General features: G+C 63.7%; 19 protein-coding genes, 1 pseudogene, 1 CRISPR repeat array and 1 other annotated feature. Of the genes and pseudogenes, 14 read left to right on the top strand and 6 right to left on the bottom strand.

The annotated features are described in order from the left end of the window. Window positions 1–182: 182 nt before the first annotated feature. From RNZ50_09520 to istB (RNZ50_09475), 10 genes are all read left to right on the top strand, one after another. Window positions 183–2,579: a CRISPR-associated endonuclease Cas3'' gene (locus RNZ50_09520; protein MDT8855248.1), complete on the top strand. Its 2,397-nt coding sequence runs from the start codon at window positions 183–185 to the stop codon at window positions 2,577–2,579. Window positions 2,580–2,590: 11 nt separating this feature from the next. Next, entirely contained in the window at window positions 2,591–2,887 is a 297-nt protein-coding gene (locus RNZ50_09515) for a hypothetical protein (GenBank protein ID MDT8855247.1), read from the top strand. A 77-nt stretch (window positions 2,888–2,964) separates the two neighbouring features. Next, window positions 2,965–3,663, top strand: a complete 699-nt coding sequence (gene cas5c / locus RNZ50_09510) for a type I-C CRISPR-associated protein Cas5c (protein MDT8855246.1) — start codon at window positions 2,965–2,967, stop codon at window positions 3,661–3,663. Then, window positions 3,660–5,390 (top strand): type I-C CRISPR-associated protein Cas8c/Csd1, encoded by a 1,731-nt coding sequence (gene cas8c, locus RNZ50_09505; protein MDT8855245.1) that lies wholly within the window; start codon window positions 3,660–3,662, stop codon window positions 5,388–5,390. The genes cas5c and cas8c overlap by 4 nt, the downstream gene beginning before the upstream one ends. Continuing rightward, complete coding sequence (cas7c, locus tag RNZ50_09500; GenBank protein ID MDT8855244.1) at window positions 5,387–6,340, top strand: type I-C CRISPR-associated protein Cas7/Csd2; 954 nt, start codon at window positions 5,387–5,389, stop codon at window positions 6,338–6,340. Before cas8c ends, cas7c begins: the two co-directional genes overlap by 4 nt. Before the next feature lie 32 nt (window positions 6,341–6,372). After that, the gene (gene cas4 / locus RNZ50_09495; protein MDT8855243.1) at window positions 6,373–6,978 is read left to right on the top strand and encodes a CRISPR-associated protein Cas4; all 606 of its coding nucleotides are present in this window, start codon (window positions 6,373–6,375) and stop codon (window positions 6,976–6,978) included. Then, window positions 6,975–8,009 (top strand): type I-C CRISPR-associated endonuclease Cas1c, encoded by a 1,035-nt coding sequence (cas1c, locus tag RNZ50_09490; protein MDT8855242.1) that lies wholly within the window; start codon window positions 6,975–6,977, stop codon window positions 8,007–8,009. The genes cas4 and cas1c overlap by 4 nt, the downstream gene beginning before the upstream one ends. A 1-nt stretch (window position 8,010) precedes the next feature. Then, a complete protein-coding gene (gene cas2 / locus RNZ50_09485; protein ID MDT8855241.1) occupies window positions 8,011–8,301 on the top strand; it encodes a CRISPR-associated endonuclease Cas2 in 291 nt (96 codons plus the stop codon). A 533-nt stretch (window positions 8,302–8,834) separates the two neighbouring features. Then, entirely contained in the window at window positions 8,835–10,373 is a 1,539-nt protein-coding gene (gene istA / locus RNZ50_09480) for an IS21 family transposase (GenBank protein MDT8855240.1), read from the top strand. 12 nt (window positions 10,374–10,385) lie between these two features. Next, on the top strand, window positions 10,386–11,147 hold the full coding sequence (gene istB / locus RNZ50_09475) for an IS21-like element helper ATPase IstB (protein ID MDT8855239.1): 762 nt from the start codon (window positions 10,386–10,388) through the stop codon (window positions 11,145–11,147). Between the two features lie 143 nt (window positions 11,148–11,290). Then, window positions 11,291–12,721: a CRISPR direct-repeat array (repeat unit 32 nt; unit sequence GGTCGCCCCCCCACGGGGGCGTGGATCGAAAC). 59 nt (window positions 12,722–12,780) lie between these two features. On the opposite strand, the gene RNZ50_09470 is transcribed toward istB (RNZ50_09475), so the two are convergent. Further along, window positions 12,781–14,024 (bottom strand): IS3 family transposase gene (locus RNZ50_09470; protein ID MDT8855238.1). Its coding sequence is split into 2 segments (ribosomal slippage): window positions 12,781–13,721 and window positions 13,721–14,024, totalling 1,245 coding nucleotides; the frame shifts between segments, so codons are not numbered across the junction. After that, window positions 13,612–13,728 (bottom strand) — a sequence feature (AL1L pseudoknot). It overlaps the preceding gene by 117 nt. Window positions 14,025–14,160: 136 nt before the next feature. Between RNZ50_09470 and RNZ50_09465 the strand changes: the two genes are divergently transcribed. The 3 genes from RNZ50_09465 (at window position 14,161) to RNZ50_09455 (ending at window position 18,134) form a co-directional block, all read left to right on the top strand. Beyond that, window positions 14,161–15,543 (top strand): AAA family ATPase, encoded by a 1,383-nt coding sequence (locus RNZ50_09465; GenBank protein MDT8855237.1) that lies wholly within the window; start codon window positions 14,161–14,163, stop codon window positions 15,541–15,543. Then, on the top strand, window positions 15,500–15,991 hold the full coding sequence (locus RNZ50_09460; protein ID MDT8855236.1) for a hypothetical protein: 492 nt from the start codon (window positions 15,500–15,502) through the stop codon (window positions 15,989–15,991). The genes RNZ50_09465 and RNZ50_09460 overlap by 44 nt, the downstream gene beginning before the upstream one ends. An 889-nt stretch (window positions 15,992–16,880) precedes the next feature. Beyond that, window positions 16,881–18,134, top strand: a complete 1,254-nt coding sequence (locus tag RNZ50_09455; GenBank protein ID MDT8855235.1) for a recombinase family protein — start codon at window positions 16,881–16,883, stop codon at window positions 18,132–18,134. 61 nt (window positions 18,135–18,195) lie between these two features. On the opposite strand, the gene istB (RNZ50_09450) is transcribed toward RNZ50_09455, so the two are convergent. Next, complete coding sequence (gene istB / locus RNZ50_09450; GenBank protein ID MDT8855234.1) at window positions 18,196–19,011, bottom strand: IS21-like element helper ATPase IstB; 816 nt, start codon at window positions 19,009–19,011, stop codon at window positions 18,196–18,198. After that, window positions 19,008–20,516 carry an IS21 family transposase gene (istA, locus tag RNZ50_09445; protein ID MDT8855233.1) on the bottom strand — a complete coding sequence of 503 codons (1,509 nt, stop codon included), beginning with the start codon at window positions 20,514–20,516 and terminating at the stop codon, window positions 19,008–19,010. Before istA (RNZ50_09445) ends, istB (RNZ50_09450) begins: the two co-directional genes overlap by 4 nt. 142 nt (window positions 20,517–20,658) lie before the next feature. On the opposite strand from istA (RNZ50_09445), the gene RNZ50_09440 reads away from it, so the two are divergent. Beyond that, window positions 20,659–21,186 (top strand): hypothetical protein, encoded by a 528-nt coding sequence (locus RNZ50_09440; protein ID MDT8855232.1) that lies wholly within the window; start codon window positions 20,659–20,661, stop codon window positions 21,184–21,186. Between the two features lie 177 nt (window positions 21,187–21,363). Here the strand turns inward: RNZ50_09440 and RNZ50_09435 are convergent. The 3 genes and pseudogenes from RNZ50_09435 to istA (RNZ50_09425) form a co-directional block, all read right to left on the bottom strand. After that, a pseudogene (locus RNZ50_09435) lies at window positions 21,364–21,468 on the bottom strand (IS110 family transposase). 94 nt (window positions 21,469–21,562) lie between these two features. Further along, window positions 21,563–22,378, bottom strand: coding sequence for an IS21-like element helper ATPase IstB (gene istB / locus RNZ50_09430; protein MDT8855231.1), 816 nt, complete (start codon window positions 22,376–22,378; stop codon window positions 21,563–21,565). Continuing rightward, on the bottom strand, window positions 22,375–23,883 hold the full coding sequence (istA, locus tag RNZ50_09425; protein MDT8855230.1) for an IS21 family transposase: 1,509 nt from the start codon (window positions 23,881–23,883) through the stop codon (window positions 22,375–22,377). The genes istB (RNZ50_09430) and istA (RNZ50_09425) overlap by 4 nt, the downstream gene beginning before the upstream one ends. Window positions 23,884–23,911 lie beyond the last annotated feature (28 nt).

The following is a 23,911-nucleotide window of genomic DNA, read 5'->3' as shown; positions in this document are numbered from 1 at the left end:
CTCGTAAAACGTTGACCAGGTGTTGACAAGAATTTGGAATGACAAAAGCCGAGCGTTATGCTCGGCTTTGAAGTCTTTGATATATAACAAGAATTTGGTTGCGGGGACGGGCAACCGCCGTAACCTACCTGAACTAAGGTGCGAAGTTTAGCGTTCTGGCTCCGTTGTCGCTCCCGTTCGCGATGCTGGGGACACGATTCCGGATTTCCGTGACACCATCGGTCGTGAACGGCTATCACCCCTTGCAGAAGCTCAGGCAGCGGGAAATTCGCCGCCAGAGGATTCTCGAACGTATGTGCGGGGTGGGCAACATGACCAGTGAGACGGGCGGCGTAGCTTTTGCCCATTCCGGAGTTTGTGCGGACCGGAGTGACTGGCAATCCCTGGCAGACCACCTCGCCGCCACTGCAGATCTTGCCGCCCGGCGCGGGGGCCCTCTTGGACTTTCGGCCGCCGCGTGGACCGCAGGGCTGTTTCACGACTTCGGCAAGCACGACTCCGCTTTTGACCGGGTGTTGCAGGGCGAACAGGTGCGGGTCGATCACTCCACGGCAGGCGCAAAACTGCTGCTGGATCGGGCGAAGGGAACGGAACGGATCGCTGGCGAACTCCTCGCCTATGCGATTCTCGGCCATCACGCCGGGCTACCTGATGCACGAAACGCTGATGGCAGCATGGACCATCGGATTGAGCAGTTCCGTGATCCGATTGCGGCGCAGGTCACTGCGGCGGCCAAGGTGGATCTGAAACCGGTGCTCCACGAGATACTTGCAAAACTCAGGCAAGGTCAGGCAAATTTTGATCTGTCAGTCGTTGGCAGGATGATCTTCTCCAGTCTGGTCGATGCCGATTTCCGCGATACAGAAGCCTTCTACAACCAACTCGAACATCGTGAGGCCGACCGGGACTGGCCCACCCTGCCCGATCTGCTCCCTCGCCTGCGCAGCGCCTTTGACGCGCACATGGCGACCTTCAATGTCGAGTCCGACCTGAACCTGCTGCGTACCGAGATCCTGGGCCGTATCCGCGGCCAGGCTGTGCTGCCAACGGGCCTGTTCACTCTGACGGTGCCGACCGGTGGCGGCAAGACTCTCGCCTCGCTCGGCTTCGCCCTCGATCATGCGGCACGGCACGGGCATCGGCGGATCATCTATGCCATTCCTTACACCTCGATCATCGACCAGACCGCCGCCATCTTCAGAAAGATGTTCCGCGGGATCGGTGATGTCGTGCTGGAGCACCACTCGGCCATTGATGTGGAACACCGCTCGCACCGCGAGTCCGAAAAGCCGGGGCATGACCGGGAAAAATCGCGTCTGGCGATGGAAGACTGGGCCGCACCAATTGTGGTCACCACCAACGTGCAGTTGTTCGAGAGCCTTTTTGCTTCCCGTCCTTCGCGTTGCCGGAAGCTGCACAACATTGCTGGCTCGGTCATCGTGCTGGACGAGGCGCAATGCCTGCCGCGCCCGCTTCTGCTGCCGGCGCTGCGGATGATCGACACGCTGGCGGCACATTATGGCTGCAGCATCGTGCTCTGCACGGCAACGCAACCGGCCTTTGACAGCCGACAACTGAAACAGGGCCTGCCGCTGGAGGGGCGGGAACTGGCGCCGGCACCTGACGCACTGGCGGGACGGCTGCGGCGCGCGCAGGTGGTGCTCGCAGGCGAAATGGAAGATGCGGCGCTGGTCGCGGCTTTGAGCCGCACGGCGCAAGGAATGGTCATCGTGAACAGCCGCAAGCATGCGCTGGACCTGTTTGATGCAGCACGCAACGAGGGGCTGGATGGGGCCATCCACCTGACCACACGTCAGTATCCCGCCCATCGACGCCGCATCATCGAGGACATCCGCCAGCGCTTGGCATCGGGCGCGCCTTGTCGGCTGATCGCAACCAGCCTGATCGAGGCGGGGGTGGATCTCGACTTCCCGAGGGGATGGCGGGCAGAAGCCGGGCTTGACAGCATCGTTCAAGCTGCGGGTCGCGTGAACCGCGAGGGCAAACGCCCGCTGGCGGACAGCACGCTGACCGTGTTCTCGGCTCCGGGCAGGTCGGTCCCGCGCGACATGGGTCCGCTGATCGCAGCGATGCGCAGCACGGCAATGCGGCATCCCGACCTGCTGGCACCTGAAGCGATCCGCGACTGGTTCGAACATGTCTATTGGACTGCGGGACCAGAGCGGTTGGGGCAGCCCATGGTCGATGCCTTCATCCTTGCGCGCAGCGGCACAAATTTCCCCTATCGCAGCACGGCAGAAGCGTTCCAGATGGTCGAAAGCAGGATGGTGCCGGTGATCGTCGCCCGTGAGGACACCGCACAGGCGGCAGTGCGGCAACTGGGGTTTCCCGAGGTGCCGTCGGGCAAGATCGCCCGCGCCTTGCAGTCCTACACGGTGCAGATCCCCGACAACATGCGTGCCCTGCTGGTCCGCAATGGCCATGCCAGCTTTCACGCCCCGGAGCTTCGCGGCGACCAGTTCTGCGTGCTGGCGGCGGATTCCTCCCTCTACCGCGAAGAAAGCGGGTTGTGGTGGGAGGGGGCCGACTATCTGGACGACAGCCAGTTGAACATCTGAGCGGGAAGAGAATGTCGAACTGGAAAATCGTCTACAAGATCACTTGGCCGAACGGCAAGATTTACATCGGCAGCGACCGGACGGATAGCATTGCCTATTTTGGCTGCCCTGCGAAGGAACTCTTGGAGCGCGATTTTCCAACAAGGGAGGAACGGCGCCACATGACTGTGACTCGGGAGATCCTTTGGGAGTCGCAGACGGCGAGTATCTCCGAAGTTCTTGCTGTCGAACGGGAGATGATCCTGAGGTTCCGCTCCAACGAGGCGGACCTTGGGTATAACCAGCGGCCGTTTCCAAAATGCTCCTGACGCCCCGCAACCTGCGGCAATAACGCGCTTGAGCGGTATCCGCATGCCGATAGTCTATCACAAAACAGGGACGGTTCATGGCATTTGGCATTCGTCTGCACGTCTGGGGCCAACACGGCCTGTTCACCCGTCCCGAGTTGAAGGTCGAACGCCTCACTTACGATGTCATGACGCCTTCGGCGGCACGGGGCATCCTTGAGGCGATTCACTGGAAACCGTCAATCCGCTGGGTGATCGACCGCATCCATGTGCTTGAACCGATCCGCTTCCAGTCGATCCGTCGGAACGAGGTGGGGCACAAGGCACCTGCGGGCACGATCAAGCGGGCGATGAATCGCGGTGATCTCGAGGGCGTTCAACTGCTGGTCGATGAAGATCGCCAGCAGCGCGCCTCTACCGTTCTGGTCGCCCCCGCCTATGTGATCGAGGCGCATTTCGAGCTGACCGCGCGGGCCGAGGCATCCGAGAGCGAAGGCAAGCATCTGGACATCTTCAACCGCCGCGCCGCGAAGGGGCAGTGTTTTCACCAGCCCTGCCTCGGCACCCGCGAATTCGCGGCACATTTCGCCCTGATCGCGCCCGGCGCGCCGCTGCCGACCCGCAACCCCGCCGCAGAAACTGCCGACCTTGGCTTCGGCAGCCCGCGCGATCTGGGCTTCATGCTGTGGGACATCGACCACGCCGCACCCGGTCGGCCTTCGCTGCTGTTCCGCGCCAGCTTGAGCGATGGCATGATGGAGGTGCCGCAACCGGGCAGTCCCGAGGTGAAGCGATGAGCCTGCTCGCGTCGCTGGTCCGCGCTTATGACCGGCTGCCCGCCGCCCCACCCTATGGCTATTCGCCTGAGAAGATCGGCTTTTGCGTGGCGCTCGATGCTGATGGGTCGGTCTGTGAAATCACCGACCTGCGTGCTACTGACAAGAAACGCAGTCCCAAGCTGCTGCTGGTGCCGCAGGCAGTCAAACGCACTGTCGGCATCGCGCCGAACTTCCTTTGGGACAAGACAGCCTATGTGCTGGGCGTCACTGCCGGAGAGGGTAAGCGCACCGCCGCAGAGCACGCGAAGTTCCGCGAGAGACATCTTGAATGGCTGGCCGGGGCTACGGACGACGGCCTTGTTGCGTTGCGGCGCTTCATCGAAAGCTGGCAGGCCGAAGCCTTCGCTGCGCCGCTCTGGCCCGATGATCTGCGTGATCAGAACCTGGTCTTCCGGCTGACCGGCACGTTCGATTATCTGCACGACCGCTCCGCCGCCAAGGAACTCTGGCAACGGCTGGGGGCGGAGGGGGCCTCTGCAACGCAGATCTGTCTCGTGACCGGAGAGCCCGGCCCGATAGCCCGGCTGCATCCGTCGATAAAAGGCGTCTGGGGGGCCCAGTCTTCGGGGGCCAGCCTGATCTCCTTTAACCTAGACGCCTTCGCCTCCTATGGCCACGAACAGGGCGACAATGCCCCTGTGTCCGAGGCCGCCGCCTTTGCCTATACCAGCGCACTGAACGGCTTTCTGGCCGACAAGGCGCACCGCATCCAGATTGGTGATGCCTCGACGGTCTTCTGGGCGGATGCCGCAGAAGAGGAGGCGGCCGAGGCCGAGCACCTGTTCGCCGCCTTTCTCGACCCGGCCAGCGAAGACAAGCTTGCTGCCGGGAAGATCGGCAGCAAACTGGCGCAGATCCGCAAAGGCGTGCGGCTGTCCGAGATTGCGCCCGAACTCTCGCAAGGTGTGCGGTTCTACGTTCTGGGCCTTGCGCCCAATGCTGCGCGGGTCTCAGTCCGCTTCTTCTGGACCGGCGATTTCGGCACGCTGACGGCGAACTATCAACGATACCTTTGCGACACCGCCTTGCTGCCCCCGCCGCGTGACGGATGGCCGCCGCTGTGGCGTTATCTGGTTGAACTGGCCTCGCAGGGCAAACGCGAGAATGTGCCGCCGCTGATCGCAGGGGAATGGACGCGCGCGATACTCACCGGCGCACCCTATCCGCTGACACTTCTGTCCACCACTCTGATGCGCATCCGTGCGGATGGAGAGGTGAACGCCCTGCGTGCTGCCATTCTGAAGTCTGTTCTGATCCGCAATTTCAAGTCCAGGGAGGCCCCAGTGGCACTCGATCCGGCCAATACCAACAAGGGCTACATGCTCGGGCGGCTGTTCGCCGTCTACGAGGAAGTCCAGCGCGGCGCGCTTGGCGGCAACGTGAATGCCACCATCAAGGACAAGTTTTACGGCGCGGCCTCGGCGACGCCGCAAAAGGTGTTCCGCACCCTGGATGCGGGATCACAGAACCATTTTTCCAAGCTGCGCAAGCAGTCACCAGGTCGCGCGGTCAATCTGGAAAAGCTGCTGACCTCGATCACTGACCTGATGGATCCTGGGAATGATCCGATTCCAGCCTCGCTGAATGCCAGCGAACAGGCGCTTTTTGGCATCGGTTATTACCACCAGCGCAGCGACTTCTTCCGCAAGCACGATGACAAGACCTCCGAGGAGCCCGTGAAATGACAACGCTGTCCCGCCGCCATGACTTCGTGCTGATCTTCGACGTGACCAATGGCAATCCCAACGGCGACCCCGATGCGGGCAACCTGCCGCGGCTAGACCCCGAGACGAACCATGGGCTCGTCAGTGATGTAAGCCTCAAGCGCAAGATCCGCAATTATGTAGAACTGGCCCGCACTGGCGAGGCCGGGCACCACATCTATGTGCAGGAAGGGTCGATCCTGAATGAAAAGCACCGTCAGGCCTATGTCGCCCTGCGGGGAGATAACCTTGGCAAGAAGGAGGCCAAGCTGAACCCCAAGGATGATGCTGAGGCGACGGCGCTGCGCGACTGGATGTGCGCTAACTTCTTCGACGTGCGCACCTTTGGTGCCGTGATGTCCACCGGCATCAACTGCGGTCAGGTGAAGGGCCCGGTTCAGATGACCTTTGCGAACTCGGTAGAGCCGATCCTGCCGGTGGAAATTTCGATCACCCGGATGGCAGCGACCAACGAGGCCGAGCAGAAGAAACGCACCGAGGGGGCAGAAGAAAGCGACACCCGCACAGACAACCGCACGATGGGGCGCAAGCATATCGTGCCTTACGGTCTCTATGTCGCGCATGGCTTTATCTCGGCCAAGTTCGCCGAGCGCACCGGCTTTTCCGAGACTGACCTCGGTCTGCTGTTCGAAGCACTGGGGAGCATGTTCGAGCATGACCGATCTGCGGCGCGGGGCGAGATGACGACCCGCAAGCTGATCGCCTTCCGCCATGAAAGCGCGCTTGGCAATGCGCCCGCACATGTGCTGTTCGATCGGGTGAAGATCGGCCGCAATGTCGATGGCGAATTTCGTGCTGTCGATGACCGGGGCCTTGGCAACCTGCGTCCGGCCCGCAAGTTCAGCGATTATATGATCGATATCGACCGCGAGGGCCTTCCGGCGGATATCGAAATCCTCGAGCTGGTCTGACCATGGCCGTCCTGCCCGTCGATGGGGAGCCCATGCCCCTCTCGGCGGTGCAGCATGCGGTTTATTGTCTCCGCCAGGCGGCGCTGATCCATCTTGAACGTCTCTGGGCTGAGAACCGGTTTACAGCCGAGGGCGATGTGCTGCATGCCGTGGCCGACAAGGGTGGCAGCCGCAAGGCACGCGGCGTGCGGCAGGTGATGTCGCTGCCGCTGGCCTCGGCCCGGCTGAACCTGAGTGGCATCGCCGATCTGGTGGAGTTTCACGGCGATGTCCCCTTCCCCGTCGAATACAAGCGCGGCAAGCCCAAGCTGCACCGGGCCGATGAGGTGCAGCTTTGCGCGCAGGCACTATGTCTTGAAGAGATGACCGGCCAGCCCGTGCCTGCGGGCGCGCTGTTCTATGCCCAGACCAAGCGCCGGGTCACCGTGCCTTTTGACGCCCCCCTGCGCGAACTGACCGAGGCGACGGTGGCCGATCTTGCCGCAGTGCTGGCAGGTCGACGGACCCCGGCGCCGACCCCGCACCGGGCACGCTGCCGTGCCTGCTCGCTGATTGAGCTGTGTCGCCCCGATACGGTCGCCCGTCCCGTGCGGCAATGGCGCGACAAGATGCTGGCCAAGGTGCTGGAGTCTCCGTGAAAAAGCTGCTGAACACCGTCTATGTCACTACCGAAGGTGCCGCACTCAAGAAAGACGGCGAGAACCTGGTGGCCGAAGTCGAGGGCGCCGAGAAGGCCCGCGTGCCCCTGCACATGCTGGCCTCGGTCGTGGTCTTCGGGCCGATCCTGGTCTCGCCGGCACTCATCGGCATCTGTGCGGAACGCGGGATCACCTTTGCCCTGCTGGACCGCGTCGGTCGATTCCAGGCCCGGATCGAGGGCCCGGTTTCAGGTAACGTCCTGCTGCGGCGCGCGCAATATCGGGCCGCCGATTGCGCCGAGGACATCGTGCGCTCCATCGTCATGGGAAAGATTGCCAATCAGCGGGCGGTGCTTCGCCGGTCTTTGCGTGATTATGGTGCCGAGATGCCGCAAGCTGCACGCGAGGCTCTGGAAGCCGCGAGTGACCGCATGGCACTTGTCCTGCGCCGTGTTCAACTGGCAGACGCCACTGTCGACGAAATGCGTGGCTCAGAGGGCGAGGCGGCCAATCTCTACTTCGGCGGCTTCGACCATCTGATCCGCTCTCCCGATGCCGAGCTGCGCTGGACGCAGCGCAGCCGCCGCCCGCCGCTCGATGCGATGAACGCGCTCCTGTCTTTCCTCTACACATTGCTGACCCATGATTGCCGCTCGGCCTGCGAGGCGGTGGGGCTGGACCCGGCAGTGGGATTTTTGCATCGCGACCGTCCCGGTCGTCCCAGTCTCGCGCTCGACCTGATGGAAGAACTTCGCGCGCCGCTGGCCGACCGCCTTGCCCTGTCGCTGGTCAACCGCCGTCAGCTTCGGGCAAGCGATTTCCGCCAGATGGAAGGTGGCGCGGTTTTGCTGACGGACGACGCCCGCAAGCTCGTGCTGACTGCCTGGCAAGATCGCAAAAAGGAGGAACGCTTGCACCCCTTTCTTGCCGAGAAGGCACCCTTCGGCCTCGTTCCCTATCTGCAGGCGCAGATGCTGGCCCGCCATCTGCGTGGCGATATCGACGCCTATCCGCCCTGGTTCTGGACGTAAATTGCTGGTTCTGGTCACCTATGACGTGAGAACCCTGGAGCCTGGCGGCAAGAAACGCTTGCGCCAGGTTGCCCGGGCCTGCGAAGATTATGGCCAGCGCGTGCAGTTCTCGGTGTTCGAGATCGAGGTCGACCCCGCGCAATGGGCCAAGCTGAAGGCACGTCTGGAGTCGATCATTGACCCAGCACATGACAGCCTGCGATTCTACTACCTCGGGGCGAACTGGACCCGCCGGGTCGAGCATGTAGGGGCCAAGCCTGCGACGGACCTCAACGGGCCGCTGATCATCTGAGGCCTGCCTGGTGCCACTTTTTCACCCTTGCGAACCACAAGCGTGCCGGCAACAGGCGGGCGGTTCGCACTGGTCCGAGCTCTTTGAAATCGTTTACTAAAAAAAGTCATCCAGCCGTTGGTTCGGGTCGACGATGTGGCGCAGATGCTCATGTTCGCAGAACCTCACACCTTTATCTTGATCCTCCGGACAATTAGCATCCCCTCAGGTCGCCCCCCCACGGGGGCGTGGATCGAAACTCCCACACCCTGCTCCGCTGCGCGGCAAAGCGGGCGGTCGCCCCCCCACGGGGGCGTGGATCGAAACGTGGTAAAGAACCGACACGGGCCGGATGATTTCAGGTCGCCCCCCCACGGGGGCGTGGATCGAAACGGGGACACCCAATGCGTGTTTCGCTTGATGGTGGGCATCGATTTCACGGGATCATGGGCAGTCATTTCGCGTGAAGCTGGGCACTGATTTCGCGGGATCGCGGGCAGGTCTGGTCGGCAAATTGAGGATAGTTGCGCCTTCAGGAATGAAGGGGTGGCTTGATGCCGACAGGACGATTGAACATGCGCCGGATACGAGATGTTTTGCGATTGAAGCTTGGGCAAGGCCTGAGCGAGCGGTCCATTGCCGCTTCCCTCGGTCTGAGCAAGGGGAGCGTCGGAAGCTACACCCAACGGGCGCGTCATGCCGGGCTCACGTGGCCCTTGCCGGAGGGGATCGATGACGACAGCCTTGAACTTCTTTTGTTTCCAGCCCCGCCCACGGTGCCGGACGCGGAGCGGCTTGTGCCCGACTGGGCGGAGATTGACCGCGAGTTGCGCCGCCCTGGGGTGACGCGGATGCTGCTCTGGGAAGAATACCGTGCCGCGCACCCCGGGGGTTTTGCCTATACTTGGTTTTGCACGCATTACGAGGCTTGGAAGGGTCGGGTGCGCCCGACGATGCGCCAGACACATGTGGGCGGCGAGAAGGTGTTCGTTGACTTTGCCGGCGACACCATCGACGTGATCGACCCCACGACCGGCGAAGCGCGGGCCATGAAGCTGTTCGTGGCGGCAATGGGGGCATCGAATCACACCTATGCCGAGGCGGTGGCATCGGAGGGGTTGGAAGATTGGATCCTCGCGCATATCCGGATGTTCGCCTTTCTGGGCGGCGTGCCAAAGGCGGTGGTTCCGGACAATCTGAAGTCCGCCGTGATCAAGGCAGACCGGTTTGATCCGGGGCTGAACCGGACCTATGCCGAGATGGCGGCGCATTATGGCACCGCCGTTCTGCCCGCCCGGCCGCGCAAACCCCGGGACAAGGCGAAGGTGGAAGTGGCTGTCCAAGTGGCACAACGCTGGATTCTGGCGCGGCTGCGGAACCACCGGTTCTTCTCATTGGCCGAGTTGAACGTGGCGATCCGGCGGCTGCTGGACGAGTTGAACATGCGCGTGATGCGCGGCTATGGCGCCAGCCGCGCCGATCTGTTTGCCACTTTGGATCGGCCCAATCTTCAGCCCCTACCGCCCGAACCTTATGTCTTCGCCCGCTGGAAGCGCGCCCGCGTGGCACCCGACTATCACGTTGAGGTCGACAGCTCATGGTATTCCGTGCCCTTCGCGCTGATCAAACAAGAGGTCGATGTTCGCACAAGCGGCCAGACGGTCGAGATATTCCATCGTGGTCAGAGGGTTGCGAGCCACGTGCGCACCCCGGGGCGGCGCAGCCATGTCACCGTGGCCGACCATATGCCATCGGCCCATCGTCGCTTTGCCGAATGGACCCCGGCCAGAATGCTGGCGCAGGCAACCAAGACCGGCCCCGCCGTCGCCGCCTTTTGCGAGATGGTGATGGCTGACCGCCCCCATCCTGAACAGGGGTTCCGCACCTGCCTGGGTGTGCTGGCCTTGGTCAAAACCTATGGGCCGGAGCGCGTTGATGCGGCCTGCCAGCGGGGTGTGACCATCCGGGCCCGCACCGTCACCTCCATTCGTTCGATCCTCAAGACCGGCCTCGATCGCGCCTTCCTGGAAGGCTCCGAAGAGGTCGCCCCCCTCCAGCACGCCAACATTCGTGGCGGCAGCTATTACCATTGAGAAAGGACTAAAATGCTGACCCATCCCACCCACGACCGACTGTTGGCGCTCGGCCTGACCGGCATTGCATCGGCGCTCGAAGAACAACGCAGGTCAACCGCCTTCGACGCCCTCTCGTTCGAAGAGCGTCTCGGCCTGCTGGTCGACCGCGAGGCTGCAGAGCGCGACACCAAGAAACTGGCCTCCCGGCTCAAGTTTGCGGCTCTGCGCCAAGATGCCAGCGTCGAGGATCTGGACCTGCGCAGCCCACGTGGTCTTGACCGCAGTGTCATGGCGCATCTTGCCGATGGCGGCTGGATCGCCCGGCACGAGAACCTGCTGATAACCGGGCCGACCGGTTTGGGCAAAAGCTGGATCGCCTGCGCCCTTGGCCACAAGGCGTGCCGGGATGGGCGGCCCGTCCTCTATCAACGTGCGCCGCGCATGTTCGAGGCCCTTGCTCTGGCCCGTGGCGATGGCCGCCATGAACGCATCCTCAAAACCATCGCCCGCATGGATGTGCTGATCATTGACGATTGGGGCCTCGCCGTCCTCACCGCCCCGGAGCGCCGTGACCTGCTGGAAATCCTCGAAGACCGCCACGGCCGCGCTTCCACCATCGTCACAAGCCAACTCCCCGTTGACCAGTGGCACGAAGCCATCGGCGACCCAACGCTCGCAGATGCCATCCTCGACCGCCTCGTTCACAACGCACACCGCCTCACCCTCTCAGGTGAAAGCCTGCGCAGGCGCTCCGCCGTCACAAAAAAGCTTGACCAAATCGTTCAAGCCTGACTCCATGAAAGCGTCGGCCAGCCTGCCCACGATCCCGTGAAATGACTGCCCAGAATGGCGCGAAACGCGTGCCCACGATCGCGCGAAATCAGCGCCCATTCTCCGCGAAATCCGCACACCCAACAACTGGCGTTCGTTGCGGAGGTCGCCCCCCCACGGGGGCGTGGATCGAAACTGCAGGATGACCGGCTTCAGGGCGCGGCTGACATGGTCGCCCCCCCACGGGGGCGTGGATCGAAACGAGGATGGGGGCGGTCAGCCCGCCCCCACTGCTGGGTCGCCCCCCCACGGGGGCGTGGATCGAAACCACGACCCGCTCGCGGGCGGGGATCGTGCGCGGGGGGTCGCCCCCCCACGGGGGCGTGGATCGAAACCTTGATGGCATAATCGTGGCTCATCAGGTTCTGCACGGCGGTCGCCCCCCCACGGGGGCGTGGATCGAAACCCGCACATGGTTTGACATGGCCGTGGCGATCCGCGGTCGCCCCCCCACGGGGGCGTGGATCGAAACAATCCCCTGTTGGATCTTGGTTATGGCGTTCACTTGGTCGCCCCCCCACGGGGGCGTGGATCGAAACCATTCCGCCCGCAACCGCACCCTTCCGGCCACCGGGTCGCCCCCCCACGGGGGCGTGGATCGAAACGACGTGTTTGTCGAATGGCCGCGTGAGCAGGGTCGGTCGCCCCCCCACGGGGGCGTGGATCGAAACGGGTGAAGGCGCTTCCGGGGGCGACTGAGACCGCGGTCGCCCCCCCACGGGGGCGTGGATCGAAACTGCATCTGCATCGCCCGCCACATGTTGCCGCGCGGGGTCGCCCCCCCACGGGGGCGTGGATCGAAACTGCGCCAGCGCCAGCGCCAGCAACCGGCTGGCCTGGTCGCCCCCCCACGGGGGCGTGGATCGAAACACCACCTCCAGAGGCCGCAGCGCGCTCTTGTCACGGTCGCCCCCCCACGGGGGCGTGGATCGAAACTTGGATTTGGCAGGGCGGGGGACATGGCGCGGCCGGTCGCCCCCCCACGGGGGCGTGGATCGAAACTGCCCGACGACCCCGTCCGCCGCGACCAGGCGCCGGTCGCCCCCCCACGGGGGCGTGGATCGAAACTCTGACCCTTACGTCATAGACCGTCCACCCCCCCCGGTCGCCCCCCCACGGGGGCGTGGATCGAAACGGCGCGGAGATTGTCGGCGGCCCGTCGCTGGAGCGGTCGCCCCCCCACGGGGGCGTGGATCGAAACTGCCAAATGGTCAGCCAGCCATCAGCGCGCGGGTGGGTCGCCCCCCCACGGGGGCGTGGATCGAAACTGCTCGGCGCACCACAAGGGTATGCGATGATGAACGGTCGCCCCCCCACGGGGGCGTGGATCGAAACCTGAAGCGCCTGCGGCACTGGCCCACGTTCAAGACGGTCGCCCCCCCACGGGGGCGTGGATCGAAACACACGCGAGCCTGTTTGGCTTGGCGGCGGGTCGCGGTCGCCCCCCCACGGGGGCGTGGATCGAAACGGGTTATTCCTTGCGGTCGAAACCAAAAAGCCCGGGGTCGCCCCCCCACGGGGGCGTGGATCGAAACACATTCTCGGGCCTGTAGTGAACCGCCCCGGGTTTACCGGAGGGTGGTTTGTTCAATGACTACGCGACCATATCGAGTGAGTTCAGGTTTGCATAGAACGCCTCCTCTGCTTCTGCGGGTGGGATGTATCCGATTGGGCCAAGCAGGCGGCGGTTGTTATACCAATCGATCCATTTCAGCGTTTCCCATTCGACCTCGCGCATTGATTTCCAGGGGCCGATCTGGTTGATGACCTCTGTCTTGAACAGGCCGATGACGCATTCAGCCAAGGCGTTGTCATAGGCATCGCCAACTGTTCCAACGGAAAGGTCGATCTCGGCCTTGGCCAGGCGTTCGGTGTATTTGATCGACAGGTATTGTGATCCGCGGTCCGAATGGTGGACCAAGCTCTTGTTATCCGGCGTCTTTCTTTGCCAGATCGCTTGCTCCAGCGCGTCGAGCACAAACTGGGTCTTCATCGATGTCGAGACGCGCCAACCGACAATACGACGTGCAAAGACGTCGATGACGAAGGCCACGTAGACGGTGCCGGACCATGTGGGCACATAGGTGAAATCTGAAACCCACAGCTTGTTCGGCCGATCCGCCATGAACAGCCGGTTCACCTTGTCGTCCGGGCAAGGCAGAGACGTGTCAGGATTGGTCGTGATGACCTTCTTGCCACGGACCACGCCCCTGATGCCCAGATGGCGCATCAATCGTTCCACGGTGCAGCGGGCGGCGTCTTCACCCTGCCGTCGCAAAACATGCCAGATCTTCCGCGCGCCATAGAGCTTGCGGTTGGCATCCCAGGCCGCGTCGATCTTGAGGCTCAGGGCGGCATCCGATTTGGCCCGGGCCGAGGCCCGGTCAGGATCACGCATGATCGCCCGCCGGTCATAAAAGGTGGAAGGGGCAAACTGCAGTGCCCTGCAGATCGGCTCGACCCCGAATGCCTCTCGGCTTTCCTCAATGAAAGCAGTCATTTGCGAAACGGGCGGTCGAGCTCCGCCTGGGCAAAATACGCTGAAGCTTTGCGCAGAATCTCGTTCGCTTGCCGCAGTTCCCGGTTCTCGCGCTCAAGCTCTTTGATCCGCGCGATCTCAGCGCTGGTAGGTCCCGGCCGTTCGCCACCATCGCGCTGGACCTGTCGCATCCAGACGCGAAGGCTGTCCGTCGAACAGCCCAATTTACCTGCAATCGCCGTCAGCGCCGCAGCCTCGCTCTGATAATCATCGCGGTGTTCCATCGCCAGCCGCACCGCACGCTCGCGGAACTCAGGTGAATACGGCTTCGAGGTCTTCTTCTTTGAGGTCTGTTCCATAACGGGCAATTCTCCGAGAGTTTTGCCCTCCGGTAAACCCGGGGCGGTTCACTTTGCCTGGACGCACCCGTCCCGCGTCAAGGCCAGTGCCCGGGCCATCGTCGCACGGCTGCCCTCCGATGACCGGCTGGCGGGGATGTCCGATATCATGGTGGTGGCCGCATTGCGCGAGGGCGATCCCCGGCGCGTGGCGGATGCGCTGACCGCGCGCACGGCGCGCGCGTCAGGCCCCCGGCTTGCAGACCTGCCGGACAGCTCGGCCGCCCAGGCGGCCTCCGCGTTGGTCGCGGACCTGCACGCCTGGCGGGAGGGGCGGGTTGCCTGGGACGAGATCCCGCATTCCCTCCTCCTGCATGGCCCGGTCGGGACCGGCAAAAGCCATATCGCCCGCGCGATGGCCAACGAGCCGGGCCTGCGGTTTGTCACCGCGAGCTTTGCTGAATGGCAACGCTGCGGTCATCTCGGCGACATGCTGAAAGCGATGCACGCGAGCTTCGCGGAGGCGACCAGCCTCGCGCCCTGCATCCTCTTCATCGACGAGATCGATTCCGCCGGCTCGCGATCGGGCGGAAACAGCTCCAACTCGTCCTACCACCGCCAGGTGGTGAACGGCTTTCTGCTGGCGATCGATGAGCTGAACGCGGCGGGCGGGGTGATCCTGGTCGGCGCCTGCAACGATCCTGAAGCGCTCGATCCGGCCATCCTGCGTCCCGGGCGCCTCGACCAGAAGGTCGCCGTTCCGCTGCCGCACCGCGCGGCCATCGCCGCTGTCCTGAAGCAGAGGCTGGGCACGGCTCTCACGGGGGCAGAGATCGACCGCCTGTCGCAGCGCCTGATCGGCGAGAGCATGGCCACGGTGGATGCCCTGATCCGCAGCGCCAGGTCGGCAGCGCGGGTGGCGGGGCGCCCGCTCGATCTTGCCATTCTCGAAGCCCGGCTTCCCCAGCCTGCGCCGAGCCCCGCGGTGTCCTGGCGCGTGGCGGTGCATGAGGCAGCTCATGCGGTCGTGGCACACCTGCTGAACCAGGGCCGGGTGACGCGGGTCAGCCTCGCCCAGGGCGGCGGCCTTACCGAACAGACTTTTGACCATGGCGAGAGCCTCGAGGGTGCGTTCGATGATCACCTCACCGTCTACATGGCCGGGCGGGCGGCGGAACGCCTGCTGCTCGGGGCGGTTTCTGCCGGGTCCGGCGGGCCGAAGGAGTCCGACCTTGCCCAGGCGACGCGTCTTGCGACCCTGATCGAGACGCAGTTCGGCCTGGGCGCCTATGGCCCCGTCTGGATGCCGGAGGCGGGGCTTCGCGATCCCGAACTGCTCGGCCGGGTCCGCACGCGTCTCGAGGCGGCAGAGGCGCGCGCGACCGGGGTGATCATCGCGCATCAGGCAGAGCTGCTGGCCCTGGCCGATGCGCTCGTGGCGGAGGGTGAACTCTCCGGTGCGCGGCTGGGCGGGCTGCTGGCCGCTCTGAAGACCGATGTCGACCTGGCTGGCCCGCAGGCCTCTCCGCTGGCCTGTTGATGAGACGGACTATCCGGCCGTTGAAGATGTAGATGGAGCACCACAGATGCAGAAGACCGTAGAGCAGGCGCAGACCCAGATCGAGCAGGCCTTGATTCAATGCCGCAAACCCCTGTCGCCCGATCTGGTCAATGTCTTCCCGATCATCGACGACTGGTGTGCTATCGCAGATCACGATGTCCCGCACATCCATGGCACGGCGACCTTCGGGGTGCTGGCACCGCGTCCCATCCTGACCGCCGCGGTCATCGTGATCGAGACAACGCCGGGACTGGTCATCCGCTGCCTCGATGGCTGCTATCGGCTCGGCCAGCCGCTGGGCATCGACGAGAAGGTCAAGACGGTGGGCGCTGAGGCCGCGAGGGGGAGGATCGCCTGGCCGAGGTTCCTGCAACTGGTGGACGCCTTCTGCCTGAAGCTGAGCGATGCGGATGATGGCATCTGCTAGCCTCGAGCTGGGTGTGGGAGGGGAGACTGAGCCCGATGCAGTGGGGCCATTGCGGTCAGTGTGATTGTAAGGGCCTTACCGGTACAGCGACAGACACCATGGCCGACTGACATGCTGGTTGACGCGCTACACTTACCTTACCCTTTTCTTGAACCTTCCCCGTCCCATATCTTTTGGCCGCCTCTCCTGTTCTTCTCCGTTCCGCTTTTTTCGTTTCCCTTCTGGCAGGGATCGGTGCCTTCTTCCTTCTCCCCTTTCTTCCCGTCTGCCGCCGGGTCATTTCTGGTTTTGTATTTTCAGGAGGTGGGGCGAGGATCGACCTTGAGGACGATCAGGAAGACTCACGCTGGACGACAGGTTTTCCATGTTTTCCGGATTTCATCGCGGCGCGCCGGGCCGCTTCAACGCGCCCTGACCGGCTGCTGGTGCCGGGCGAGGGCTTCGAGACCGCAAGCAAAGATTTTCCCGTGACGAGATTTCCACATTCTTGGCGGAGTTTTCCACAATCATGACAACACCTTGCGCAATTCACACGAACGAGGATGGGCCTGATGCGCTATGATGAACCTGTCGGCGAAGGCACTGCAGCCCGGCCGCGGATCAACAATCAGAACGCCGCCGCCGGTCTCCGGCAGTGCGTCGGGGGCAACTCGCAATGGCGCGGGAACGGAAGAGGCATGTCGGGAACCGGGAGGGTGCCGCGCAAGACGCAGCCCCCGCCCCGGCCGCCGCTTACCCGTCCGGCCGTCCGGCCCCTGCCCCGCCCGATGCAACGGGCGCCCGGTCTCGGTATCTCGATTTCATCCGGGCGCTTGCGCGCGAGGCCGCGCGGCAGGATCATGACCGCGAACAGCCCTGACCATCTGTCACGCATCCGGGGAGTGAAACGATGACCGAACAGCTTCGCGCCGCGATCTACGCGCGGTTTTCGACCGACATGCAGCGCGACGCCTCGATCGAGGATCAGATCCGCTCGTGCCGGGACCATGCGGCGCGGCAGGGTCTGCAGGTCGTCGAGGTCTACTCGGACCGGGCCATGTCGGGCGCGAGCCTGATGCGCAGCGGCATGCAGAAGCTGCTGCGCGACGGGCGCAGCGGCCGCTTCGACGTCGTCGTGTCGGAAGCCCTGGACCGGCTGAGCCGGAACCAAGCCGACATCGCCCAGATCTACCAGACGCTTCAATTCAGCGATGTGATGATCGAGACGGTCTCGGAGGGCGCGATCTCGGAGATGCATATCGGGCTGAAGGGCACGATGAACGCGCTGTTTCTCAAGGATCTGGCGGTGAAGACGCACCGTGGGCTGAAGGGCCGCGCGCTGGCGGGCAAATCCGCGGGCGGTTTGACCTACGGCTACCGCGCCGTGCGCGCGTTGGACCGCAATGGCGACCTGATCCGGGGCGAGCGGGTGATCGAACCCGCCGAGGCGGCGATCGTGCGCCGGATTTTCCGGAACTATGCGAAGGGGGTTTCCCCGAAGAAGATCGCCGAACAGCTGAACCTGGAAGGCATTACGGGCCCGCAGGGCGGGCCGTGGGGCACCTCGACCATCCATGGCAATCGCGAACGCGGCACCGGGATACTGAACAATGAGCTTTATGTCGGCCGCCAGATCTGGAACCGGCTGCGCTATGTAAAGGATCCCGGCACCGGCAAGCGCATCTCGCGCCTGAACCCCGAGAGCGACTGGGTGATCACCGACGTGCCGGACCTGCGCATCATCGGGGACGATCTGTGGGACAAGGTCCGCACCCGCCAGGGAGTGCTGAAGTCGAAGGACACCGACATCCCCGTCTGGGATCGCCGCCGCCCACGGACGCTGTTTTCCGGCCTGATGGAATGCGGCTGCTGCGGGTCGGGGTTCTCGAAGATTTCCAAGGACGCCTTCGGCTGTTCGGCCGCAAGGAACAAGGGCAAGGCGGTCTGCACCAACATGGCCGTGATCAAGCAGACGGAACTGGAGGGGGCGGTGCTGGATGCACTGCAGCATCACCTGATGGACCCCGAAGCCGTGGCGATCTTCTGCACGGAATACACCGCCGAGCGCAACCGGCTGGCCAATGCTGCCACGACCAGCCGCAAGACGGTCGAGAAGGACCTGGCGACGGTGAAGCGTGTAGCGCGTCAACCAGCATGTCCGTGACCGTCAACCACGTTGGCCGGTTTTAGGCCGCTGGGTTGGCGTATCTGGAATTGTTTTTCGCTCAGCCTTCTCCTTTGTCCTTGTTGTCGGCGATGGTTGTCGTTGGCGGTCTGCTCAGCGCCTCTTTGTTGGAGGCGGCCGCGCGCTGGCGGAAGCTTTCGGCATTCATCTCCAGGATCGCTGCGTGATGAACCAGCCGGTCGATGGCGGCGACGGTCATCGCCTTGTCCGGGAAGATCTGGTCCCAGCCGCTGAAGGGCTGGTTGGCGGCGATGGCGATGCTGCGGTATTCGTAGCGCCGGGCGATCAGTTCGAAGAGCACGCCGGTTTCGGCCTGATCCTTGTGGGCGTAGGTGATGTCGTCGAGGATGATCAGGTCGAACTTGTCGAGCTTGGCGAGCGCGGCTTCGAGCACCAGATCGCGGCGGGCGGCCTGAAGTCGCTGCACCAGATCGCTGGTGCGGGTATAGAACACGCGGTGTCCCCGCTCGATCAGGGCATGGCCTATCGCGCAGAGAATGTGCGTCTTGCCCGTGCCGGAATTGCCGATGGCGATCAGATTGCCGCCACCCTCCAGCCAGTCGCCGGCCGCCAAGGCCTCGATCCGGGCGCGCGGCAGGGTTGGCAGCGCCTTGAAGTCGAAGGTCGCCAGCGTCTTGCCAGCCGGTAGCTGTGCCTCGTTCATGTGGCGCTGAATGCGGCGCATGTCGCGTTCGGCCAGCTCGTATTCCGCGAGGACGGCCAGAAAGCGGGCAGCGGGCCAGCCTTCGGTGTCGGCACGGGTGGCGATGTCGGCCCAAAGCTTGTGGAAGCTGGGCAGGCGCAGCGCGGTCAGCATGCCTGGCAGCGTGTGGATGTCGATCTCGCGGGAGGTCATGCGCAGGCTCCCAGAAGGGCATCGAAGCTGTCGAGCGAGGGATGGGCGACGGCAACATCTCTCGGCAGCGCCGTTTGCCGCGGGTTCAGGCAGGATGCCAGAGGTCCGGGATCGGGCACCCGGCCCGCGTCCAATTCTGCTGCCAGCAGATGTGCCAGTTCCGCCTCGCAGGCCCGGTCGTGGGCGATGAACAGCAGGTCGACCATGCGGCGGCAGGCGTCGCGGCGGGGCAGATCGCGCTGCAGCACCTTCCAGGCCTCAGCGTATTCGGTTCGCGGGAACAGGCTGTCGCGGTAGATCGAACTCCACAGGGCTTGCGGTTTGCGCCGCAGCGCATGGATGACGTGATGGTAGTTGATGACATGCACGCGATGGCCATCGCCGCGACCTCGCGCCCTTGTATGGCTGACGACCAGGGTGCTGCCGAGAAAGGCCTCAAGGCGATCGTCGTAAAGGTGGACCCGCAAGCGCTGCCCGATCAGCTGCGACGGGGCGCTGTAGAAGATGCTCTTGACCAGAAAGCCGCTGGTGCGGGTGACCGGAACCACGGTCTCTGTAAAGTCGGTGGTGCGCCGGGACGGCAGGGGCTTCAGATGCGCCCGTTCCACCTGCGTGGCCGCCGCCCGCTGCCGGTTGCGCCGTGCCACCAGAATGTCGATGAAGCGGCGGTAGTCCTCGATGCTGGCGAAGTCGCGGCTGCCGCGCAGGATCAGCGCCTGTTCGATGGCCTTCTTCAGGTGCCGGTTCTGGGACTCCACCGCGCCGTTCTCATGAGCTTCCCCGCGGTTGTTGCGACTGGCCTCCATGCCGTAATGGCCGACGAAGGCATTGTAGCGCGTGGTGATATCCTGGCGCTGGTCAGCCGTCAGGTTGCGGAAAGCGGCCGAGAGGCTGTCGGTGCGATGCTCCTGTGGTGCCCCGCCGAGCGACCAGAGCGCCTGCTGCAGGTTCTCGGCCAAGGCCGTGAAGCTCTCCCCGCCCAGGACCACCCCGACATGCTCCCACCGGCTGTAGACCATGACGAAGTGGTAGAGCAGATGCGGGAATAGCTGGCCCGCGATCGTCACCTCCAGCTCCTCGGCATGAGTGAAGTCGGACTGGGCCATGCGGCCCGGCTCCGGCGTCTGGCGGAAGATGATGTCGCGCTCGGGTCCGTTCAGCGCCCGCCACTGCCGCACCCGCCGTTCCAGGGTGCGCCGGATCCGGTCATCGGGGAAGGCCAGCGGGTGCAGGCCCTGAAGGTGGCGCAGCAGGGTGACGGCCTGCAAGGCGCTGTCCCTCTCCAGCAAGGGAAGGATGTCGCCCTCCCAATAACCCTCGAGGGGATCGGCCACCGTGCGCCCGTGAACGATCTTGCGGTTCGAGGGCAGCGTCGGGTTGGCATCGAACCGTCGGGCCGTGCGCTCGCTGAACCCGGCGCGGGCGGCCGACGTGCGCTGACTGTGATATCGGAGGTCGGACATGTATAATCTCAATTGCTGGTCGTTGATGGGTTTGTAGGCCAACCCGGATCCTCCGTTTGACGGCAGAGGAACCCGGCTTACCAACCCGCAGCGACCAGCACCTTCCCCGAAATCAATCAGGCCGGTGGGGCTGCCCTCCAGACGGGCATGCCCGTCTTCCGTTCAGCCCCACCGGCCAAGGTGGTTGTCGGCACCGGCCAAGATGGTTGTCGCGCAACAGAAGCGCGACCACGCGAAGCTGGTGGACGCCATCATCGCGGGCGTCCCGGCGCTGCAGGTCAGGGACCGGATGATCGACCTCGATGCGCGGCGCCAACTGCTCGAGGCGCAGCTGGCCGCGACCGACGCCCCCGCCCCTGTGCGGTTTCATCCGGGGATGGCGGGGGTCTACCGTGCCAAGGTTTCGGCGCTGATCGCGGCCTTGGGGGACGCGGACGGGATGGAGATGTCGAAGGAGACGCTGCGGGCGCTGATCGAGAAGATCGTGCTGAGCCCAGACCCTGAGGGGGAGGGGCTGCTGATCGACCTGCACGGGGCGCTGGCGGGCCTGCTGCGATTCGCGACCGGGCTGCCCGTGGTCGGCCCCGGCAGCGCCACCGGGGGCCCAAACAGCCGCGCGGCCTCGGATGGAATTTCCGAAGCCATTGATAACATTTGCGAATTAGTGTTGGTTGCGGGGACAGGATTTGAACCTGTGACCTTCAGGTTATGAGCCACAACCCATTGAAATACAGGAACCTCTTAATTTCAAGCACTTACGGGACAAGCCTTTGAAAGCACAAACGTGTTCGCCGTTTTTGATCGGATTTCGAAGGGTTGAGATGGCTCTCAATGTGCCCAAAATTGTGTTCACGGGTTGACCAGACGTTGACCAGAGTATCCGTCTTGATCAAGCCTCTTTAATCACCCAATTTCGGTTTGCTTTGATGAGGGCGTTGGCGAGTTCAATCAGCTTTCGCATGAGCGCAGTAAGGGCGACTTTTGGTGGCTTTCCAGCTTGTAGAACGTCAACCACCTTGTCAGCGCGCGACAACCATCTTGGCCGGGTTTCAGGCCGCTGAGGTTGGCGTGTCGTTCAATGTTTCTGGTTAGGTTTCTCCTTCGTTTTGGTTGTCGGTGATGGTTGTCGCTGGGGCTTCGGCCTGTGCCCTTTTGTTTGAGGCGGCGGCGCGCTGACGGAAGCTTTCGGCGTTCATCTCAAGAATGCTGGCGTGATGGACGAGGCGGTCGATGGCGGCGACAGTCATGGCTTTGTCGGGGAAGATCTGATCCCAGCCGCTGAACGGTTGGTTGGCCGCGATGGCGATGCTGCGATATTCATAGCGCCGAGCGATCAGTTCGAAGAGGACGCCGGTTTCAGCCTGATCCTTGTGGGCATAGGTGATGTCGTCGAGGATGATCAGGTCGAACTTGTCGAGTTTGGCCAAGGCCGCCTCGAGAACGAGGTCGCGTCGCGCGGCCTGAAGCCTCTGCACGAGATCGCTGGTCCGGGTGTAGAAGACGCGATGTCCTGCTTCGATCAAGGCATGACCAATAGCGCACAGGATGTGGGTCTTGCCGGTGCCTGAGTTGCCGATTGCGATCAGGTTGCCGCCGCCGTCCAGCCAATCGCCTGCCGCCAGGGCCTCGATGCGGGGGCGCGGCAAGGTTGGCAGGGCCTTGAAGTCGAAGGTTGCCAGTGTTTTGCCTGCCGGTAGTTGTGCCTCGTTCAGATGCCGCCTGATGCGGCGCATGTCCCGCTCGGCCAGTTCATATTCCGCCAGAACGGCAAGGAAACGGGCGGCTGGCCAGCCTTCGGTGTCGGCGCGGGTGGCAATCTCGGCCCAGAGTTTGTGGAAGCTGGGCAGCCGCAGCGCGGTCAGCATGCTGGGCAGCGTGTGGATGTCGATCTCGCGGGCGGTCATGCGCTTGCCCCCAAGAGAGCATCGAAGCTGTCCAGCGAGGGGTGAGCGACAGCAACGTCCCTTGGCAATGCTGTGGCCTTTGGAGCCAGCAGCAACACCAGGGCCTTGGGCTCCGGCACCCGACCTGCGTCGAGGTCTGCTGCCAGCAGATGCGCCAGTTCCGCCTCACAGGCTTGAACATGTGCAATGAACAGCAGATCGACCATCCGGCGGCAGGCGTCCCGCCTTGGCAGGTCCCGCTGCAATACCTTCCATGCCTCGGCGTATTCAGTCCGGGGGAACAGGCTGTCGCGGTAGATCGAACTCCACAGGGCTTGCGGTTTGCGCTTCAGGGCGTGGATGACATGGTGGTAGTTGATGACGTGGACGCGATGGCCATCGTTGCGTCCACGGGCCCGGGGATGGGTCACGACGAGGGTGCCGCCCAGAAACGCCTCAATGCGGTCATCGTAGAGGTGAACCCGCAAACGTTGCCCGATCAACTGCGATGGGGCGCTGTAGAAGATGCTCTTGATCAGGAACCCACCCGTCCGGGTGACCGGCGCCACAATCTCAGTGAAGTCTGTCGTCCGCCGTTGCGGCAAGGGCTTCAAATGCGTCCTTTCTGCCTGAACGGCAGCCACCCGTTGCTTGTTGCGCCTGGCAACCAGCATGTCGACAAAGCGCCGGTAGTCTTTGACGCATGCGAAGTCGCGGCTGCCGCGCAGGATCAACGCCTGATTGATTGCGGACTTGAGGTGCCGGTTCTGGGATTCCACCGCCCCGTTCTCGTGGGCCTCACCACGGTTGTTGCGGCTGGCATCCATGCCGTAATGACTGACGAAGGCATCATAGCGCTGCGTCATATCTTCGCGTTGATCGACAGTCAGATTACGGAAAGCGGCTGAGAGGCTGTCGGTGCGGTGGTTTTGCGGCACGCCGCCAAGCGACCAAAGGGCCTGCTGCAGGTTCTCGGCCAAGGCCGTGAAGCTTTCGCCGCCAAGAACCACGCCGACATGTTCCCAGCGGCTGTAGACCATGACGAAGTGATAAAGCAGGTGCGGGAACGGCTGCCCTGCGATCGTCACGCCCAGCTCGTCAGCATGGGTGAAGTCGGATTGGCCCATATATCCCGGCTCCGGCGTCTGGCGGAAGATGATGTCGCGCTCGGGGCCGCTCAGCGCCCGCCACTGGCGCACCCGCCGCTCCAGGGTGCGCCGAATACGATCATCGGGGAACGCCATTGGATGCGCGCTTTGAAGGTGGCGCAACAGGGTGACGGACTGCAACGCGCTGTCCTTCTCAAGCAGAGGAAGAAGATCGGTCTCCCAATAGTCTTCAAGGGGATCGGCCACCGTGCGCCCATGAATGATCTTACGATGCGAAGGCGGTGTCGGGTCGGCATCGAAGCGTCTGGCGGTCCGTTCGCTGAACCCGGCGCGGGCAGCCGCGGTGCGCTGACTGTGATTTTGGAGGTCGGTCATGTATACTCTCAATTGCTGGTCGGTGATGGGTTTGTAGGCCAATCCAGGTCCTCCGTTTGAAGGCAGAAGA

The organism is Paracoccaceae bacterium Fryx2, from assembly GCA_032334235.1.
Taxonomy (GTDB): Bacteria; Pseudomonadota; Alphaproteobacteria; order Rhodobacterales; family Rhodobacteraceae; genus JAVSGI01.
The sequence above is the reverse complement of the archived record's forward strand: the minus strand, read 5'-3'. Positions and strand labels throughout refer to the sequence as shown.

What these genes read in the sequence shown, in the direction of transcription:
- RNZ50_09520 (MDT8855248.1), top strand. Translation starts at nt 183, where the DNA reads ATGCTGGGGACACGATTCCGGATTTCCGTGACACCATCGGTCGTGAAC.
- RNZ50_09515 (MDT8855247.1), top strand. Translation starts at nt 2,591, where the DNA reads ATGTCGAACTGGAAAATCGTCTACAAGATCACTTGGCCGAACGGCAAG.
- cas5c (MDT8855246.1), top strand. Translation starts at nt 2,965, where the DNA reads ATGGCATTTGGCATTCGTCTGCACGTCTGGGGCCAACACGGCCTGTTC.
- cas8c (MDT8855245.1), top strand. Translation starts at nt 3,660, where the DNA reads ATGAGCCTGCTCGCGTCGCTGGTCCGCGCTTATGACCGGCTGCCCGCC.
- cas7c (MDT8855244.1), top strand. Translation starts at nt 5,387, where the DNA reads ATGACAACGCTGTCCCGCCGCCATGACTTCGTGCTGATCTTCGACGTG.
- cas4 (MDT8855243.1), top strand. Translation starts at nt 6,373, where the DNA reads ATGCCCCTCTCGGCGGTGCAGCATGCGGTTTATTGTCTCCGCCAGGCG.
- istA (MDT8855240.1), top strand. Translation starts at nt 8,835, where the DNA reads ATGCCGACAGGACGATTGAACATGCGCCGGATACGAGATGTTTTGCGA.
- istB (MDT8855239.1), top strand. Translation starts at nt 10,386, where the DNA reads ATGCTGACCCATCCCACCCACGACCGACTGTTGGCGCTCGGCCTGACC.
- RNZ50_09465 (MDT8855237.1), top strand. Translation starts at nt 14,161, where the DNA reads ATGTCCGATATCATGGTGGTGGCCGCATTGCGCGAGGGCGATCCCCGG.
- RNZ50_09460 (MDT8855236.1), top strand. Translation starts at nt 15,500, where the DNA reads ATGTCGACCTGGCTGGCCCGCAGGCCTCTCCGCTGGCCTGTTGATGAG.
- RNZ50_09455 (MDT8855235.1), top strand. Translation starts at nt 16,881, where the DNA reads ATGACCGAACAGCTTCGCGCCGCGATCTACGCGCGGTTTTCGACCGAC.
- istB (MDT8855234.1), bottom strand. Translation starts at nt 19,011, where the DNA reads ATGACCTCCCGCGAGATCGACATCCACACGCTGCCAGGCATGCTGACC.
- istB (MDT8855231.1), bottom strand. Translation starts at nt 22,378, where the DNA reads ATGACCGCCCGCGAGATCGACATCCACACGCTGCCCAGCATGCTGACC.